Origin of the sequence: Micromonospora sp. AB353 (genome assembly GCF_049538395.1) — a bacterium.
Taxonomy (GTDB): Bacteria; Actinomycetota; Actinomycetes; order Mycobacteriales; family Micromonosporaceae; genus Micromonospora; species Micromonospora aurantiaca.
The window spans coordinates 42,716-59,818 of the sequence record NZ_JBMVFV010000035.1; the positions used below are offsets into that span (position 1 = coordinate 42,716).

Here is a 17,103-nt window from a genome sequence, read left to right on the forward strand (position 1 = left end):
CCGAATCGGCCATTGGCCTTGGCGGTCAATCCTGCCCGGATTCGTGGCAACCATCATCGTGCCCAGGGGAGAGGGAATTGAAAGCACAGTCGGATTCCGCGATCGAGATCGAGGGCCTGGTCAAGGTCTTCGGGACGGTTCGCGCATTGGACGGGGTCCATCTGAACGTGCCGAAAGGCATGATCTATGGCTTCCTCGGTCCCAACGGCGCGGGCAAGACGACCACGATCCGCACGCTCGCCACGCTGCTCAAGCCGGACGGCGGCACGGCCCGGGTGTTCGGACACGACGTGGCGACCGAGGGTGAGGCGGTGCGCCGCCTGGTGAGCCTCACCGGTCAGTTCGCCTCGGTCGACGAGGGCCTCACCGGGGAGGAGAACCTGGTCCTGGTGGCCCGGTTGCTCGGGCACTCCTGGTCCGAGTCCCGTCGCCGGGCCGGCGAACTGCTGGAGGCGTTCGGCATCGCCTATGCGGCGGACCGCCTGGTGAAGGGCTACTCCGGTGGCATGCGGCGGCGGCTGGACATCGCCGCGAGCATCGTGGTGGCGCCCAAGCTGCTGTTCCTCGACGAGCCGACCGCCGGGCTGGACCCGCAGGGTCGCCTCCAGGTCTGGGACGCGGTACGCGCGCTGGTGTCGGTCGGCACCACGGTGCTGCTCACCACCCAGTACCTGGAGGAGGCCGACGAACTGGCCCAGCGCATCGCCGTGATCGACCGCGGGAAGATCATCGCGGAGGGCACGCCGGGCGAGCTGAAGGCGTCGGTCGGCAGTGGGGCGGTGCACGTTCGCCTGGTCAGCCCGGAGGACCGGCCCCGCGCCGGAGAGATGCTGGGCGCGGTGCTCGGCACCACAGTGGAGTACGCGGCCGACCCGGCGGCGTTCACCGCCCGGGTCGACGACCCGGACGCCGCCGCCGAGGCCCTGATCCGCCTCAACCGTTCGGGCCTGCGGGTCAGCGAGTTCTCGCTCGGCCAGCCCAGCCTGGACGAGGTGTTCCTGGCGTTGACCGGGCACAAGGTCGACGCGGACCACACGCCCGCCGCCGAGACGCCGCAGAAGGAGAACGTCGCATGAGCGTCACCACCGAGACCCCCGCCGGCGTTCCCGCCGAGCAGCCGTCCGCGGTCCTGGAGGACGTGCTGCGGCGGTCGTTGACCGCGTACCCGCGGCCACCGCGACCGGGGCCGCTGGCCGCGTCGCTGACCCACCTCTGGCGGGCGCTGGCCACCTTCCGGCACCACCCGGCCCAGCTCGTCGACATGATCCTGTTCCCGTTCATCTTCCTGCTGGTCTTCACCCACCTCTTCGGCGGGGCGATCGGCGGGTCGACGAGCGACTACCTCCAGCTGTTCCTGCCCGGCATCCTGGTGCAGACCGTGGTCATGATGTCCGTCTACACCGGAACGGCCCTGAACACGGACATCACCAAGGGCATCTTCGACCGGTTCCGCACGCTGCCGTTCTGGCAGCCGGCCACCATCGTCGGCAGCCTGCTCGCCGACATGTTCCGCTACGTGGTCGCGCTCACCCTGACCATCACGCTCGGCGTGCTGCTCGGATTCCGGGGCAGCCTGACCGGGACGATCTTCGCGGTGCTCGTGCTGATCCTGTTCGCGTTCGGGGTGAGCTGGATCTTCACCACCCTCGGCGTGGTGGCCAAGGCGCCCGAGACGGTCGCCTCGACCAGCATGATCGTGGTCTTCCCGCTGGTCTTCACCAGCAACATCTTCGTGCCGACCGAGACCATGCCGCGGTGGATGCAGATCATCGCCGACGCCAACCCGATGAGCTTCGCGGCCACCGCCGCCCGCGGGCTCATGCACGGCGACGCCACCGTCGAGCAGATCGCCTGGGTGGTGGGCATCTCGGTGGGCCTGGTCCTGGTCTTCGGTCCGCTGACGATGGCCGCGTACCACCGGCGGAAGGGCCGCTGAGGCCCTCGGGAGCAGCCGCTCTCGCCGTCGGCCCCCAACCCCGGCGAGAGCGGCGCCCGGCCGGTCAGGCCGGCCGGACCGACATCCGGTGCCGGAACACGTCCCGCGGATCCCAGCGCGCCTTCACCCGCTGCAGGCGGGGGTAGTTGTCCCGGTAGTAGAACTCGTGCCACGGCGTACCGGACGTGTTGAGCGCCTCGTCGGCCAGATCGGTGTCGAGGTAGTTCGCGAACGCCCCGCTGTACGCCTCGCCGGGAACCGGCGCCCCGCCGCTGTCGGCGTGCACCTCGCGGTAGAGGTCGCGTACCCAGGCCAGCTGCGTCGCGTCCTCGGCCTCGTCGAGCCACGCCGTCTCGAAGAACGAACTCAGCCGCGCGTCCCGGTGCGGCATCGCGGTCGCGTCGGCCGGCACCCGCCCGATCCGCCCGCCGAACTTGCTCAGGTACGCCCCGGCGCCGTAGAACTCCGGGCCCCCGCGCTGCAGGAAGCGGTGAATCGTGGCGATCTGACCCGCGGTCCACGGCCGCCGCAGCATCGCCGACTTCGACTTCATCCGGTAGCGGCTCAGGCCCGGATAGGACGACGTGGTGGCGCGCAGCCACGGCCAGGTGAACGCCTGCACCGCCGGTTCCGCACCGACCCCGGCGCCGATCGCCGCCACGTAGTCGTCCACGAACGCCACGGCGCCCGGGTCGTCACCGGAGGTCTGCACGTCCAGCCGGATCTCGCCGGTCGCGCGGTGCAGGAGGCTGAGACCGGCGTGCAGGTCGGCGTCGGGCCGCGCCGCGTGCCAGTCGGTGTAGTTGGTCAGCAGCCGGGCGAACCCCACCTCGTCGACGTCGTCCCACCGCCACGCCACCATCGCCTGGCGCAGCGAGGCCGGCGGCTTCGGCAGCAGCGTGGCCGGCGCGCCCCTCGCCCCCGGCGAGCGGAACCAGTAGCGGGTGACCACGCCGAAGGTGCCGCCGCCGCCACCGGTGTGCGCCCACCAGAGGTCGTGGTTCGGGTCGCCGGGATCACGTGACGCGATCACGGTGCGGGGGCGGCCGGACGCACCGACCACCACCACCTCGACCGCCTCCAGGTGGTCGACGATCGCGCCGTACCGGTGGGAGAGCGCGCCGTAGCCGCCACCGGCGACGTGCCCGCCGATCCCCACGTCGGGGCACGTGCCACCGGGCAGGGTCACGCCCCAGCCCAGGAACAGCGTCCGGTACACCTGCCCGAGCGTGGCGCCGGACTCCACCACGAACGCCTTCCGCTCGGGGTCGTAGCCGATCGCGTTCATCTGCGACACGTCGATCAGCACCCGCACGTCCGGATGGTCCGGCACGTCGGCGAAGCCGTGCCCGCCGCTGCGGACGCCGATCCGCAGCCCGTCGCGAACAGCCTCACCGACCGCGTCGGCCACCTGCTCGGGTGTGCCGACCAGTCGCACCCGAGCCGGCCGGCCCGTGTACCGGCCGTTGTAGGCCCGGGTGGTCAGCTCCTCGTACCGCGGGTCACCGGGCGGCACCGTGACCGGGCCGAACGGGACGGCGTCCCCCGGGGCGTCCCACCGGGCGAGGCCGGCGCCGCCGGCCGCCGCGGTCAGGCCGAACAGCCCTCGCCGGGTCATCCGCTCACGCACCGACGACCTCGACGGGTACGTGCCGTCCGCCGCCCGTGCCGGGCCGGTCGACGACCGCGACCGGGGCCTGTGGCCCGGCAGCCGCCTCCGCCGCTTGTCGGATCCGCACAGCCGGCCCCCCTGTCCCTGTGCCCGCCGCGACCGGCGCGGCTGGTCGAGCCGACGCTAGGCGGGCCGGCTCGAGAACGGCTACAGCCGCGGCGGGGGCACGGGCGGGCGCGCCGGCCCGGGGCGTACCCGACAGGTCACCTGCGGAAGGCGGCCACCGCCTCCTGGATCGCCGGCCCGGTCGCCGAGGACGCCTGCGCCCACGACTCGAACTCCAGGGCGGCCGCGAAGCCGGCCGTCTCCGCGGTGCGTACCGACGTCTTGATGTCGCGGGCCAGCGCCGGGTCCAGCGCCGCCCACCGTTCGGCGCGCTCGTGCGCGGCCGCCAGCGGGTCGTCGGCGAGCGTCGCGGCGAGCCCGACGCGTACCGCCTCGGGGCCGTCCACGCTCCCGCCGTCGAGCAGCAGTTGCAGGGCGCGTTCCGGGCCGAGCGCCCGGGTGAGGAACCAGGTGCAGCCCCCGCCGGGGTGCAGGCCGAGCTTCGTGAACGAGGCGATCAGCTTCGCCTTCGGCCCGACGATCCGGGTGTCGCACGCCAGCGCCAGGTTCAGCCCGGCGCCCACCGCCGGTCCCTGCACGGCGGCGATCGTCGGGATCGGCAGCGCCCGTACCCGCAGGAAGCTGTCGTAGACGCGGTGCAGGTCGGCGCGGATCTCCGCGACGCCGCGGTCTGGTTCGCCGAACAGGGCGGGCAGGTCGGCGCCGGCGCAGAACGCCGTACCGGCGCCGGTGACCACGAGCGTGCGGGCGTGCCGGTCGGCGGCCACCTCGGCGATCGCGTCGCCGAGCGCGTCGCGCATCTCCGCGTCGATGGCGTTGCGCCGGTCCGGGTCGTTCAGCGTGAGCGTCCAGCGCCCGTCCGCGTTGTGCAGGTCCACTCTGCTCATGACTCATCCTCCTGCTCGGTCAGCCAGGACCAGACGCCGGCGCTGCCGCGCGGCACCAGCGCCGCGCCGAGCGTGGCGGCCCAGAACTGCTGGGTGCCGTTCTCGTCCCGCCAGGACCAGAGCCTGCGGGTGGACAGGTGCAGCGGGTGCTCGCGGGTCACGCCCATCGCCCCGTGCAGTTGGTGCGCGCCGCGCGCCACCAGCGTCGCGGCCCGCCCGGTGAGCACCCGCGCGGCGGCGACCCGCAGCGGGTCCGGGCCGGCCAGCGCGGCGTCGAGCGCGGTGCGGGCCAGCAGCGTGTGCGCGGTCATCCGGGCCAGCGTCTGCCCGACCGCCTGGAACGCCAGTAGCGGCCGGCCGAACTGCTCCCGCGTCGTCACGTGCTGCCGGGTGTGCTCCACAGCGGTCTCCAGCGCGCCGGTGAGCGCGGCGGCGGTCAGCACCGCCGCCTCGGCGCGTACCGTCGCGGCGGGCGCGGCGCCGGTCAGCCGCATGTCGCCGGTGACCGGGACGTCGAGCGTCACGTCGTCGCGCGGCTCGGCGGCCAGGTTGCGGCCGGGCTCGACCCGGACGCCGGGGTGATCGGCGGGCACCACGAACGCGTCGTCGCCCGCGTACACCAGCAGTGTCCGCGCGGCGGCGGCCCACGGCACGCGGGCGGCGGTGCCGCTCAGCCGCCCGCCGGCCACCGTGAGCCCGCCGCCGGCGACCACGGTGGCGACGCCGCCGGGCAGGGCGCGACCGGCGGCGGCGAGCTGCCGGGCCGCCAGCACGGTCTCGGCCAGCGGCAGGGAGACGCCGTGGCGGCCCAGCCCGCGTACGAGCGCGGCCAGGTCGGTGAGCGTGCCGCCCGAGCCGCCCGCGCCCTCCGGCACCGACACGCCGGTCCAGCCCAGCCCGTGCACGGTCGACCAGAGCGCGGGCAGGCCGTCCGGGTCGCCGCCGTGCCCGCCGAGCACGTCGTCGGCCAGTTCCCGCAGCTCGTCGCCGTCGTGCCGGGGCGCGCGGGCGGCGCCCTTCGCGATGATGGTGCGCAGCACCTCGGTGGTGCCGCCGCGGATCGAGAAGCCCGGCGCGGCCAGCAGCCCCTGGGCGAGCAGCCCGGCCGGTCCGTCGCCGTCCGGGTCGGGCTCGGCGTCGAGCACGGTACGGGCGATCTCGTTGACGTCGGCCTCGAACTCGGTACCCAGGTCCTTCAGCACCGCCGCCGCGTGCACCGGGGCCCGCCCGGCGTCCAGCTCACCGGCGATCCGCCAGGCCAGGCCGCGCAGCCCGGCGAGCCGGGCCAGCGCCTCACCCAGCGCGGCGTCCGCGTCCCGCCGTCCGGCGCACGCGTCGACGGTGGCGGCCAGCAGCGGGTACGTGCTCAGCACCCGCTCCATGCCGCCGCGCTCGAAGGACAACTGCTCGGTGACCTGCGTCCAGCCGTTGCCGGCGGTGCCCAGCACGTGGTCGCCGGGCACCGGCACGTCGTCGAAGAGGACCTCGTTGAAGTGGTGCTCGCCGCGCAGGTCGACGATCGGCCGGACGGTCACGCCGGGCGCGGACATGTCCACGATCAGCTCGGTCAGGCCCTCGTGCCGGCCGCCGGTGCCGGTGCGGCACAGCACGTACGCGTGCGTGGACCGGTGTGCGTGGCTGGTCCAGATCTTGGCGCCGGTGAGCCGCCAGCCGTCGCCGTCCGGGCGGGCTGTGGTGCGCACCGAGGCGAGGTCACTGCCGGACTCGGTCTCGCTCATGCCGAGGCAGAACGTCACCGTCCCGGTGGCGATCGCCGGCAGGTACCGCTCGCGCAGCGCGGGGGAGCCGTATCGCAGGACGGCCGGGCCGATCTGCCGGTCCGCGATCCAGTGCGCGGCCACCGGCGCCCCGGCGCGCAGCAGTTCCTCGGTGACCACCAGCCGGGCCCGGTTCGAGCGGGCCTGCCCGCCGTACTCGCGCGGCCAGGTCAGGCCGATCCAGCCCCGGTCCGCCAGCGCGCGGCTGAACTCCGTGTCGTACGAGCGCAGCCACGCGTCGCACACCGGCCGGAACCGGTCGCCGTCGCGCCACTCGCCGACCAGCTTCCGTACCTGCCGGCGCAGCTCACCGAGATCGTCGTCAGTCATCCTCTGTCCGTTCCCTTCGCCACTGAGTAGCCGCGTACGGCGGCCCGCCGCAGCACGCCGACGGCCGCGGCGCGTTCGGCTGCGGTGACCGGCGGCCGGGGGGCCGCGCCGTCGACGGGTACGCCGAGCGCGGTCAGGTGGGCGCGCAGCACCTCGCCGTCCGCGGTGACCTCCTCCAGCCGCGGATCGGCGCCGAGCCGCACCACGCCCCATCGGGTGTGCAGCCGCACCCGCGCGTCCGGGGTGGGCGCGGCGGTCACGTGCTCGACCGCGCGCACGATCCGGCGCGGATCCCGGGCTCCGTGCAGCAGCACCAGTTCCCGTGCCGCCGCCGCGATGTCGGCGGCACCCCCGCCACCTGGTAGCCGCACCGTGGGCCGCTCCCGGGGGCCCAGGTACGACGAGTTGATCCGGCCGCGCAGGTCCACGTTGCCGGCGTCGAGCACCACCCGGTCGAACCGGTGGCCCATCGCCAGCAGCACGTCGGCGGTGCCACCCAGCCAGCCGAACCCGCCGGCGTACGCCGGGTAGTCGGTGGTGCTGGTCGGCACGTCGTCGCCGGGCCGGTGCGCGCTGGCACCCGCCTCGAAGACCTGGCTGAACGGTGCGCCGGGTAGCGCGTACGCGCACTGGCCGGCGAGCACCGGCCAGTGGAAGCCGGTGAACACCCAGCCGCCGCGCCGGAACTCCCGCGCCGCCCGGACCAGGAAGTCCGCTGTGGTCACCGGACCTCCTCGGCCAGCCAGCGCCGGAAACCGTCGGCGGTGGCCGCGCTGCGGGCGTACCGCTCGTACGCCTGCACGTCACGCGGGTAGCGGCCGACCGCGCCGTCGGGGCGTACCGCACCGGGGTGTTCGACCACCGCGTCGACGAGCAGCCCGGGGATGCTGATCCCGGCGGCGCGTACCGTCTCGGCGTCGGTGACCTCCTCGGCGACGAGCACGGTGCGGCGGGCCGCCTGGGCGGCGACGAGCACCTCGCCCAGCGGGCCCCGGATCACCCCGTTGCCGTCGGCGTCGGCCAGGTCCACGTGCACGAACGCCACGTCCGGCCGCTCGGCGCGGACCACCCGGGCTGGCCCGAACGCCGAGTCCACCCGGGACAGCCGGCCCCGGCTCCAGTCCTCGTCCAGGTAACCGGTGCCGGGCAGGTCCGGCACCGGCATGAACGGCACCCGCCAGGCGCCGGCGGTGAGCGCGGCGGTGAGCAGCCCGAGACTCAGCTCGTGCAGCGTGACGCGGGTGTCGCCGTCCTGCGCGGCGCGCCGGAAGTTCCAGGCCGGCGCCGGGCCGACCGGGCTCCAGCAGTGCCCGTACGTGGCCGAGCGCAGCACCCCCGCGCCGAGCAACTGGTCCATCAGCAGCCCGCCGGAGGCGATCACCACGTCCACGTCGCGGATCCGCTGCCGGATCATCTCATGGCCCACGGCGAACAGTTGCGCGCCGAAGTTGCCCAGGTAGACCCGCCGGCCGGGACGGACGTGCTCGGCCACGACGCCGGCGAGGGCGCGGCTCACCGGTACGCCTCCGCCAGCATGTGCAGCCCCGGGCCCAGGTGCGCGCCGCCGTCGAGCTGGACGAGCTGGCCGGTCATCATGGCGGCGGCCGGGCCGGCCAGGAACGCCACCAGCTCGGCGACCTCCTCGGCGCGGGTCGGGCGGCGCAGCGGCGTGGCCCGGTCCACCAGGTTGTCCCGGACGTGCCGGTCGGCCTCCGCGTCGAGCGCTGCGGTGAGCACCGTGCCCGGCCCGAGGCAGTTGAGGCGGATGCCGTCGCCGGCCCACTCCAGGGCCAGCGTGCGGGTCAGCCCGAGCACGCCGGCGCGGGCCGCGACGGCGTGCGCCATGCCCTGCCCGCCGCGTTCCACCCCGGACAGGGACATGTTCACCACCGCGCCGCGGCTGCGCCGCAGGTACGGGTACGCGGCGGTGGTCAGGTGGAAGACGCTGGTGAGGTTCAGGTCGACGACTGCGGCCCAGCCGCGCGCCGAGATCCGCGTGGCGGGGGCGAAGAACTGCCCGCCGGCGTTGTTCACCAGCAGGTCGATGCCGTGGGCCCGGCCCACCTCGGCGATGGTGGCGGCGGCGCGCTCGTGGTCGCGGACGTCGCAGACCGCGTACGTGTAGCGGCCGTCCCCGGTGGCCGCCTCACCGGTGATCGCCTTGCCGGTGGCGGCGAGCGTGTCGGCGTGCCGGCCCAGCCCGGTGACGTGGGCGCCCAGCTCGACCAGGCGTACCGCGACCGCCCGGCCGATGCCGCTGCCGGCGCCGGTGACCACCGCGTGCCGCCCGGCGAGCGTTCCCGCGCGCAGCACGCGCACGCCGCTGTCGTCGTCCCGCGTCACCGGACGGCCCTCGCCTCGCCGATCGCCCGCCGCCGCAGCAGTTGCGCCGGCCGGTAGCGGGGGTCGCCGAACGCGTCGGCCATCGACCGCAGCGCCTCGTACACGGTTGCCGCCCCGGCGGACCGCAGCGTCTCGAACGGGCCGCGCGGGTGGTTCATCGCCAGGCGCAGCGCCACGTCCACGTCGCCGGCGGTGGCGGTGCCCTCCTCGACCACAGTGGCCGCCTCGTTCACCAGGCAGTGGGCGAGCCGGTCGCCGACCAGGCCGGGCAGCGCCGGCACCCGCACCGAGGGCGCGCCGAGGTGATCCAGCAGGCGGTCGACGAAGCCGGGGACGGCGATCCCGGCGACCGGGTCCTCGACCACCTCGGCGAACACGGCGTCGTCGGCGCGCCGGTGCAGCCGGATCCAGCCGACGTCGGCGGGCAGCACGCCGGCCCAGCCGGCGTCGGAGCTGTCCAGTACCACGTTCTGCCGGGCCGCCAGCCGGGCCAGCTCCGTCACCCGCTGCGGGGTCGGCGCGCCGAGGCTCACCACGCGGGGCGCCGGACCGTTGGGTGGCCCGGGCCGCCGGACCACCCGGGCGTTGGCGTCGCGCGGCGACTCGACGGCGTAGTCGTAGAAGCCGCGACCGGCGGCCTTGCCGGTCAGACCGGCCCGGACCAGGCCACGCACCTGGGGGATGGGCCGGTAGCGGGGGTCGCCGAACTCGCGCAGCGCGGTCTCCGAGGAGGCCAGGTGCGTGTGCAGCCCGGTGAAGTCGAGCAGTTGCAGCGGACCCATCGGGTGCCCGAGCGCGCCCCGGGCGACCGCGTCCACCACCGCCGCCTCGACGCCCTGCGCGAGGAGGAGCTGCGCCTCGTAGTACAGCGGACGGCAGACCCGGTTGACGATGAAGTTCGGCGAGTCCCGGCACACCACTGCGGTCTTGCCGAGCGACTCCACGAGCGCCAGCGCCCGCCGCACCGTCGCCTCGCCGGTGGCCGCGCCGACGATCACCTCCACCAGACGCATCCGGGTGGGCGGATTGAAGAAGTGCAGTCCGAGCAGGCGCTCCGGGGCGCCGAACGCACGGCCCATCTCGTTGACGCTCAGCGACGAGGTGTTCGAGGCGACGAGCAGGTCCGGCCCGCCGGCGGCGGCGACCCGGGCGAGCAGGTCGCGCTTGGCGGCCATGTCCTCCACGATCGCCTCGATCAGCACGTCCGCGCCGGCGAGCGCGGTCTCGACGTCGGCGGCGGCCTCGAGGGCGCCGGTCGCGCCGTCGGTGCGGATCCGCTCCAGTCCGGCGCGGCCCAGCTCGGCGGTGGCGTCGACGACCCGGACGGTGTGCCCCGCCCCGGCGAGGACCTGCGCGATGCCCCGGCCCATCGGGCCCAGGCCGGCCACGACGGCGATCACCGGGTCACCCGCTCGATCACGGCGGCGATGCCCTGCCCGCCGCCGACGCACAGGCTCGCCACGCCGTACCGGCCGTCGCGGCGGGCCAGCTCGTGCAGCAGCGAGACGACCAGCCGGCCGCCGCTCTGGCCGGTCGGGTGGCCGAGGGCGATCCCGCCGCCGTTGACGTTCACCCGCTCCTCGTCCAGGCCCAGCGCGCGGACGTTCTGCACGATCTGCGCGCCGAACGCCTCGTTGATCTCGAACAGGTCCACGTCGCCGGCGGTCAGCCCGGCCCGGCGCAGAGCCAGCGGGATCGCCTCGGCCGGTCCGACGCCCATCATCGTCGGGTCCACGCCGACCGCCGCGAACCCGACGATCCGGCCCAGCGGGGTCAGCCCGTACCGCCGTACCGCCTCGCCGCTCGCCACCACGACCGCGGCGGCGCCGTCGGCCATCTGGCTGGCGTTGCCCGCGGTGACCGTGCCGCCGTCGGTGAAGGACGGACGCAGCCGCGCGAGCCGGTCCGGTGTGGTGTCGGGGCGTACCGTCTCGTCGCGGTCCAGCTCGTCGAGCGGCAGCACCTCCTGCGCCATCGCGCCGGACTCCCAGGCCCGGGCCAGCCGCTGATGGCTGCGCGCCGACCAGGCGTCCTGGTCGGCCCGGGACACGCCGAACTCGCGGGCCACCTTCTCCGCCGTCTCGCCCATGCTCATGCCGCAGATCGGGTCGGTGCCGCCGTCGCGCCAGCCGTCCTGGAGCAGGACGTCGCCGCGCCGCACCCCGTCCCAGCGCAGCGAGTACGGCGCCAGGTACGGCATCGTGCTCATGCTCTCGGCGGCCACCGCCAGCGCCACGTCGGCCTCGCCGGACCGTACGGACCGGTGCGCGAGTTGCACCGCCTTGAGGCCGGAGGCGCAGGCCATGTTGATCGTCTGCGCCGGGGCCGGCAGCGGCACGCCCGCCGCGAGCGAGATCTGCCGCCCCGGGTTCGGGCCGTTGCCCGCCTGGCGGCAGTTCGCCACCACCGTCTCGTCCACCGCCTCGGCGGGCACGCCGGCCCGCGCCAGCGCCTCCGCCCCGGCGAGCCCGCCCAGGCGTACCACCCGCACGTCGCGCAGCGCGCCGCCGTACCGGCCGTGCGGGGTACGCACGGCGCCGACCAGGAACGCTTGCCTGTCCATCACGGAGCCTCTCGGTCGGCGCGTACGACGCGCTTGCTCTTGTGGGTGCTGCGCGGCAGCGCGCCCTCGGGGACGGTCTCCACCACCGCGCGCACCGTCAGTTCGGCGCGCACGGCGTGCGCCAGCTCGCGGGCCACCCGCTTGTCGTCGCCGGTCACCTCGACGCGCAGCTTGATGCCGGTGAGGTAGCCGGTCGCCGGGTCGGTGACGTCCTCGTCGAGGACGATGAGGTATTCGCCGCAGGTGCCGGGCGTGGCCCGGACGACCTGCTCGACGGCGGAGGGGAACAGGTTCACCCCGCGTACCACGAGCATGTCGTCGGCCCGGCCGACGACGCCGCCGGGCAGCCGGGCGAGCGTGCGCCCGCACGGACAGGCGGTGCTGTCGCGGACCACCACGTCGCCGGTGGCCCACCGCACCAGCGGGCTCGCCCGCTTGTCCAGGTGGGTGAGCACCAGCAGGCCGGGTGTGCCGTCGGGTACCGGCTCGTGGGTGTACGGGTCGAGTACCTCGGCGTACGCGAAGTCCTCGGCCAGGTGGCCGCCGGCCTGTTCCTCGCACTCCCAGGCGATCGGCTGGAACTCCAGGCTGCCGTACCCGTCGAAGCACTTCGCGCCCCAGCGTTGCTCGATGTGCGCGCGGGTGGCCGGCACCCCGGCGCCGGGTTCGCCGCCGACCTGGATCCGCCGCACCGGCGAGTCGCGCAGCGGCGTGCCGGCCCGTTCCGCGGTCTCGGCCAGGTGCAGCATGAACGACGGCGTGCCGCCGACGGCTGTGGTGCCGTACCGGAAGATCGTGTCGATCTGACGCTGGGTGTCGCCGGACCCGGCGGGCAGCAGTGTCACGCCGATGCGCTGGTAGCCGGCGGTCGCGCCGAGCCCGCCGACGAACCAGGCGTAGCTGAACAGGCACTGGTACACGTCGGTGTCCCGCACGCCCTGGCTGTACGCGGCCCGCGCATAGAGGTCGGCCCAGCGGTCCAGGTCGTGCGCGGTCCACAGCACGGGGGTGGGGTTCGAGGTGGTGCCGGAGGAGAAGTGCACGCGGCGGCGGTCCGCGACCGGCGCCGCGACGGCGCTGCCCCACGGCGGGTGTGCGGCCAGGTCGGCCACGTAGTCGGCCTTGCCGACCAGCGGCAGGCGGCGCAGGTCGGCCAGTTCCCGGACGTCGCCCGGGTGGAAGCCGAGCGCGTCCCACCGGGTGCGGTAGAAGTCGCTGGTGGCGTACACGGAGGACAGTTGCGCCTTCAGGCGGGTGAGCTGGTACGCGGCCAGCCGCTCACGCGGCCACGTCTCGGCCTCGTGCCAGTGGCGTTCGGAGAACGGCCCGGTCATCGCGGGCTCCGGCGCAGCCCGCCGACGATGAAGTCGGCGTACTCGTCGGCGAGCCGCTGACGGGTGTTGTAGTCGCCGCGCTGCGGGTCGTACCAGAGGCTGATCCAGTTCAGCGCGCCGAGCAGCGGCTTGGTGGCCAGCCGGCTGTCCACCTCGCGGAACACCCCGGCCTTGCGGCCCTCGTCGATGACGTCGGCGAAGATCTGCTCGTACCGGTCGCGCATGGCGACCACCGTCTCCAGCGCCTGCTGCTGGGCCGGGGCCTCGCCGAGACGGCGCATCTCGACCGCGCGCATCGCCACCCGCTGGAACGAGTTGCGGGTCATCATCAGCCCGGCGTGGTGGTGCGCCATCCGCCAGAGCCGGGTGGCCGGGTCGAGGCCGCCGTTGCCGGCGATCGGCTCGATCCCGTCGATCAGCTCCTGCATGCCGGTGGTGACGATGTCCAGGAAGACGTCCGCCTTGGCCCGGTAGTAGTGGTAGACGCGGCCCTTCGTGGCGCCCATCTCGCGGGCGATGTCGTCGATGGTGGTGGCCGCGTACCCGTTGCGGGTGAACGCGGTGGCGGCGGCCTCCAGGATGTCCCGCCGGCCGGGGGCGGCCGGGCGCGCGGTGGTGTCGTCGTCGGCGGTCATGCGGTGGTCTCCGGTGCGGTGGTGTCGGGTACGACGGCGAGCGGGCGGATCGGTGACCCGGTGCCGCCCCGGATGGACAGCGGGGCGGCGATGAAGAAGAAGTCCCAGACCTCCTCGGCGGCCAGCGGCGCGAGGTTCATCGCCTCCATGATCGGTACGCCGTGGTCGACGAGCAGGTGGCAGTGCACCGCCAGCGCGGGGCTGGGCATGTGCTCGAACGCGATGGTGTCCGCGCCTGCCGCCACCACACCGTGGTCGGTGAGCCAGCGCGCGCCGCTGACGTCGACGCCGGGTGCGCCGGTGGTGACACCGAGGTACGCGGCGTTGTCCGTCCACTTCGCGTCCCAGCCGGTGCGCACCAGCACCACGTCACCGGGGCGGGGGCGGGCCCGGTCGGCGAACCAGCGCTCGAACAGTTCCGCGCCGACGCCGTCGGCGGGTGTCAGCGGCCGGCCGAGCGCGACTGTCGCGTCCACCAGGTGACCGGGTGCCAGCATCGGCGGCAGCTCGTGCACCGACACGTCCGGCACCCCGCCGGCGTACGACTGGCTCGCGGTCACGTCCACCCCGCCGTACACCCGGCCGAGCCGGGAGACGTGGGCGAGGCCGTCGACGTGGGTGCCCACGTGCCCGCCCGTGGTGATCATCTCGGCGGCGGCGGAGACGCCCTCCGGGTACATGATCTCGCCGTGCCGTTTGGTCAGCGTGAAGCTGTACGGCGGGTGGTTCGGGTGGTGCGGGATGCCCGTGTACATCTGCTGCGCCAGGTCGAACACCCGGGTCGGGCCGGACGCGGGCCAGTCGACGCTCAGCCGCCAGGGCGCGCTCATGCCGCTACCGACGCCTTGATCGCCCGGCCCAGCACCAGCCGCTGGATCTCCGAGGTGCCCTCGTAGATCTCCAGGATCCGCTGGTCCCGGTAGAGCCGCTCGGCCGGGCAGGGCTTGCAGAAGCCGTCGCCGCCGAACACCTGCACGGCGGTGTCGACCGCGCGGTGCGCGACCTCGCTGGCGTACAGCTTGGCCATCGCGCCGAGGACACCGACGTCGCCGCCCTCCTGGTGCGTCCGGGCCGCCTCGAAGGTGATCATCCGGGCGGCGGTGATGCCGGTGGCGACGTCCGCCAGCGGGAACGAGATGCCCTGGTTGTCGATGATCGGCCGGCCGAACGTCTCCCGCCGGGCCGCCTCCCGCGACGCGACGTCGAAGCCGGCCAGGGCGACGCCGAGCGACTGGGCCGCGACGCTGATCCGCCCGGCGGACAGCGTGTGCATGGCCAGCCGCATGCCCCGGTTGAGGTCGCCGAGCACGTCGCCGTCGGGCACCCAGGTGTCCAGCTTCAGGTTGCTGGTGAGCGTCCCGCGGATGCCCATCTTGTCCTCGTACCTGTCGATGACCACGCCGTCGGCGTCCTTGTCCACCAGAAACGCGGTGATGCCGCGGGTGCCGGCCTGCGGGTCGGTGAGCGCGAAGACCACGTAGTACCGCGACGCGCCGCCGTTTCCGATGTAGATCTTCTCGCCGCGCAGCCGCCAGCCCGTGCCCTCGCGCTCGGCGGTGGTGCGGATGCGGGCGGCGTCGCTGCCGGCGCCCTCCTCGGTCAGCGCGAAGCTGATCGCCTCGCCCCGGGCCAGGCCGCCCAGGTAGCGCTCGCGCTGTTCGGGGGTGCCGGCCAGCACCAGCGGGGTGGCGCCCAGCGCGTACGCGGTGAGGATCGCGCCGGTCGACGGGCAGGCGCGGGAAACCTCCTCGATGACCGCGCAGGCGGTCACGAACGACGCGCCCCGCCCGCCGTGCTCGCGTTCCACGAGCAGCCCGGCCAGCCCCTCCTCGACGAGCACCCGCACGCTCTCCCACGGGTAGCGCTGCTCCCTGTCGAGCTCCTCGGCCAGCGGCGCGAAGTGGCGCGCCGCCACGTCCCGGGCGAGGTCGCGCCAGTGGCGTCCCTCGTCGTCCAGGCGTGGCTCCCAGATCACGGACACGTGGTGCCTCCCGGTTCTCCGGCGCGGGCCGGTCGTTGCGCGCCGCGCCATACCGTTGCGTATGTCGAGATGTCTAGGCGGTGCTCCGGAAGTGTGTCAAGCGCTTCCCGGATGCTGTTTTTCCTTGTGCAGCCCGTCTCGACCGTGGTCAGCGAGAATCTTGACGACATACCGAAGAGTATGTTCGCCTGGTGCGGACGACAGGGAGGTGATCCGTGGAACCCGTCGGTTACGCGGTACACGACGCGGTGGCGGTCGCCACCATCGACCGGCCGCAGACACGCAACGCGCTCAGCATCGACGTCCTGCGCGCGCTCGCCGCGGCGATGGACCGGGCCGAGGCCGACCCGGCGGTACGGGTGCTGGTGCTGACCGGCGGCCCGCGGCTGTTCGCCTCCGGCGCGGACATCCGCGAGCTGCGCCGCACGTCCCCGGCCGACTACCTGCTCTCCGAGCGGCTGGAGTGCTGGAACCGGTTCGCCCGCTTCGGCAAGCCGGCCGTCGCCGCGGTCGCCGGATACGTCCTGGGCGGCGGGTGCGAGCTGGCCATGACGTGTGACGCGGTGGTCGCGGCCGACTCCGCCGTGTTCGGCCAGCCGGAGATCAACCTCGGCATCATCCCGGGTGCCGGCGGCACCCAGCGCTGGGCCCGCGTCGCCGGCCGGTTCCGGGCCGCCGAGCTGGTGCTGGGCGGCCGGCTGGTGGACGCCTGGACCGCGCAGCGGACGGGCCTGGTCAGCCAGGTGGTGCCCGCCGAACGGGTGGTCGAGGCGGGGATCGCACTGGCCGCCTCGATCGCCGCCCGCAGTCCGGTCGCGGCCCGCCTCGGCAAGCAGGCGCTGCGTACCGCCGAGGAGGTCGGCCTGACCGCCGGCCTCGCCCACGAGCGTTCGCTGCTGCTGACGCTGCTGTCCACCGACGACCACCTCGAGGGCATCGACGCGTTCCTGCAGAAGCGTCCGGCCCGCTTCACCGGCCGATAGGAGAGACACGTGACGCAGGTACACGAGGCCACCGACCCGGGCGCGGGCGAACGGCTCGGCCCGGCCGCCCGGGCCGCCCTGCTCGACGCGCTCAAGCGCCACGCCCGTACGCCGGGGGAGCCGCTGCTGATCCGCGTCGAGGGTGACGCGTGGCGGCACGAGCCCGACGACCTCGCCCAGCCGGTGGTCAGCGGGCAGCTGCACGAGCTGGTGCTGCGGGTGCACGCCGCGCCCGGCCCGGTGATCGTCCACGTCGACGGCGCGGTACGCGGCCTCGGGCTCGGCCTGGCGCTCGCGGCGGACCTGCGCGTCGCCGCGCCCACCGCGACGTTCGGCACCGGCTCGCCCGCGGCGTTCCTGGCCGGCGGTGCCGGACGGCTGCTCGCCGGTGTCGCCGGCACCGGTGTGCTGGCGCATCTGGCCTGGACCGGCGCCACGCTCGCCGCCGGCGAGGCGCTGCGGCACGGCCTTGTCGGCTCCGTGTCCGCCGACCCGGACGCCGGGGCCGCGCTCGCCGCCCGGGTCGCCGCGATCGGCGCGGGCCCGGCGTCGGCGCTGGCCCGCGCGTTGCGTGGCCGGGACCGGCCGGAGCTGG

The 17,103-nt window shown here is 74.7% G+C and carries 16 protein-coding genes; 4 read left to right on the top strand and 12 right to left on the bottom strand.

Annotated features, from left to right (window positions below; genetic code table 11):
• Positions 1-77 precede the first annotated feature (77 nt).
• Together ACPCK6_RS16400 and ACPCK6_RS16405 are read left to right on the top strand one after the other, a co-directional pair.
• Positions 78-1,076: an efflux ABC transporter ATPase subunit, DrrA-related gene (locus ACPCK6_RS16400; RefSeq protein ID WP_396883733.1), complete on the top strand. Its 999-nt coding sequence runs from the start codon at positions 78-80 to the stop codon at positions 1,074-1,076.
• Positions 1,073-1,936 (top strand): ABC transporter permease, encoded by an 864-nt coding sequence (locus tag ACPCK6_RS16405; protein ID WP_318334508.1) that lies wholly within the window; start codon positions 1,073-1,075, stop codon positions 1,934-1,936. The genes ACPCK6_RS16400 and ACPCK6_RS16405 overlap by 4 nt, the downstream gene beginning before the upstream one ends.
• Before the next feature lie 64 nt (positions 1,937-2,000).
• On the opposite strand, the gene ACPCK6_RS16410 is transcribed toward ACPCK6_RS16405, so the two are convergent.
• The 12 genes from ACPCK6_RS16410 to ACPCK6_RS16465 all read right to left on the bottom strand — a co-directional run bounded on the left by ACPCK6_RS16410 (position 2,001) and on the right by ACPCK6_RS16465 (position 15,525).
• Positions 2,001-3,566 carry an FAD-binding oxidoreductase gene (locus ACPCK6_RS16410; RefSeq protein WP_423481534.1) on the bottom strand — a complete coding sequence of 522 codons (1,566 nt, stop codon included), beginning with the start codon at positions 3,564-3,566 and terminating at the stop codon, positions 2,001-2,003.
• A 245-nt stretch (positions 3,567-3,811) separates the two neighbouring features.
• Positions 3,812-4,561: an enoyl-CoA hydratase gene (locus tag ACPCK6_RS16415; RefSeq protein ID WP_396883735.1), complete on the bottom strand. Its 750-nt coding sequence runs from the start codon at positions 4,559-4,561 to the stop codon at positions 3,812-3,814.
• The gene (locus ACPCK6_RS16420; protein ID WP_423481535.1) at positions 4,558-6,669 is read right to left on the bottom strand and encodes an acyl-CoA dehydrogenase family protein; all 2,112 of its coding nucleotides are present in this window, start codon (positions 6,667-6,669) and stop codon (positions 4,558-4,560) included. The genes ACPCK6_RS16415 and ACPCK6_RS16420 overlap by 4 nt, the downstream gene beginning before the upstream one ends.
• Positions 6,666-7,394: a co-chaperone HscB gene (locus ACPCK6_RS16425; RefSeq protein ID WP_423481536.1), complete on the bottom strand. Its 729-nt coding sequence runs from the start codon at positions 7,392-7,394 to the stop codon at positions 6,666-6,668. The genes ACPCK6_RS16420 and ACPCK6_RS16425 overlap by 4 nt, the downstream gene beginning before the upstream one ends.
• Positions 7,391-8,185, bottom strand: a complete 795-nt coding sequence (locus tag ACPCK6_RS16430; RefSeq protein ID WP_396883738.1) for a CoA transferase subunit A — start codon at positions 8,183-8,185, stop codon at positions 7,391-7,393. The genes ACPCK6_RS16425 and ACPCK6_RS16430 overlap by 4 nt, the downstream gene beginning before the upstream one ends.
• The gene (locus ACPCK6_RS16435; protein WP_423481537.1) at positions 8,182-9,012 is read right to left on the bottom strand and encodes an SDR family oxidoreductase; all 831 of its coding nucleotides are present in this window, start codon (positions 9,010-9,012) and stop codon (positions 8,182-8,184) included. Before ACPCK6_RS16435 ends, ACPCK6_RS16430 begins: the two co-directional genes overlap by 4 nt.
• Complete coding sequence (locus ACPCK6_RS16440) at positions 9,009-10,412, bottom strand: 3-hydroxyacyl-CoA dehydrogenase NAD-binding domain-containing protein (RefSeq protein WP_396883740.1); 1,404 nt, start codon at positions 10,410-10,412, stop codon at positions 9,009-9,011. The genes ACPCK6_RS16435 and ACPCK6_RS16440 overlap by 4 nt, the downstream gene beginning before the upstream one ends.
• A complete protein-coding gene (locus ACPCK6_RS16445) occupies positions 10,409-11,575 on the bottom strand; it encodes a thiolase family protein (RefSeq protein ID WP_423481538.1) in 1,167 nt (388 codons plus the stop codon). Before ACPCK6_RS16445 ends, ACPCK6_RS16440 begins: the two co-directional genes overlap by 4 nt.
• Positions 11,575-12,909: a phenylacetate--CoA ligase family protein gene (locus tag ACPCK6_RS16450; protein ID WP_423481539.1), complete on the bottom strand. Its 1,335-nt coding sequence runs from the start codon at positions 12,907-12,909 to the stop codon at positions 11,575-11,577. The genes ACPCK6_RS16445 and ACPCK6_RS16450 overlap by 1 nt, the downstream gene beginning before the upstream one ends.
• A complete protein-coding gene (locus tag ACPCK6_RS16455) occupies positions 12,906-13,544 on the bottom strand; it encodes a TetR-type transcription factor C-terminal domain-containing protein (RefSeq protein ID WP_396883743.1) in 639 nt (212 codons plus the stop codon). The genes ACPCK6_RS16450 and ACPCK6_RS16455 overlap by 4 nt, the downstream gene beginning before the upstream one ends.
• The gene (locus tag ACPCK6_RS16460) at positions 13,541-14,374 is read right to left on the bottom strand and encodes a cyclase family protein (protein ID WP_423481540.1); all 834 of its coding nucleotides are present in this window, start codon (positions 14,372-14,374) and stop codon (positions 13,541-13,543) included. The genes ACPCK6_RS16455 and ACPCK6_RS16460 overlap by 4 nt, the downstream gene beginning before the upstream one ends.
• Positions 14,371-15,525, bottom strand: coding sequence for an acyl-CoA dehydrogenase family protein (locus ACPCK6_RS16465; protein ID WP_423481541.1), 1,155 nt, complete (start codon positions 15,523-15,525; stop codon positions 14,371-14,373). Before ACPCK6_RS16465 ends, ACPCK6_RS16460 begins: the two co-directional genes overlap by 4 nt.
• A gap of 215 nt (positions 15,526-15,740) precedes the next feature.
• On the opposite strand from ACPCK6_RS16465, the gene ACPCK6_RS16470 reads away from it, so the two are divergent.
• The gene (locus ACPCK6_RS16470) at positions 15,741-16,508 is read left to right on the top strand and encodes an enoyl-CoA hydratase-related protein (RefSeq protein ID WP_423481542.1); all 768 of its coding nucleotides are present in this window, start codon (positions 15,741-15,743) and stop codon (positions 16,506-16,508) included.
• A 9-nt stretch (positions 16,509-16,517) separates the two neighbouring features.
• On the top strand, positions 16,518-17,103 hold a 586-nt coding region (locus ACPCK6_RS16475; protein ID WP_423481543.1), incomplete at its 3' end, for an enoyl-CoA hydratase-related protein.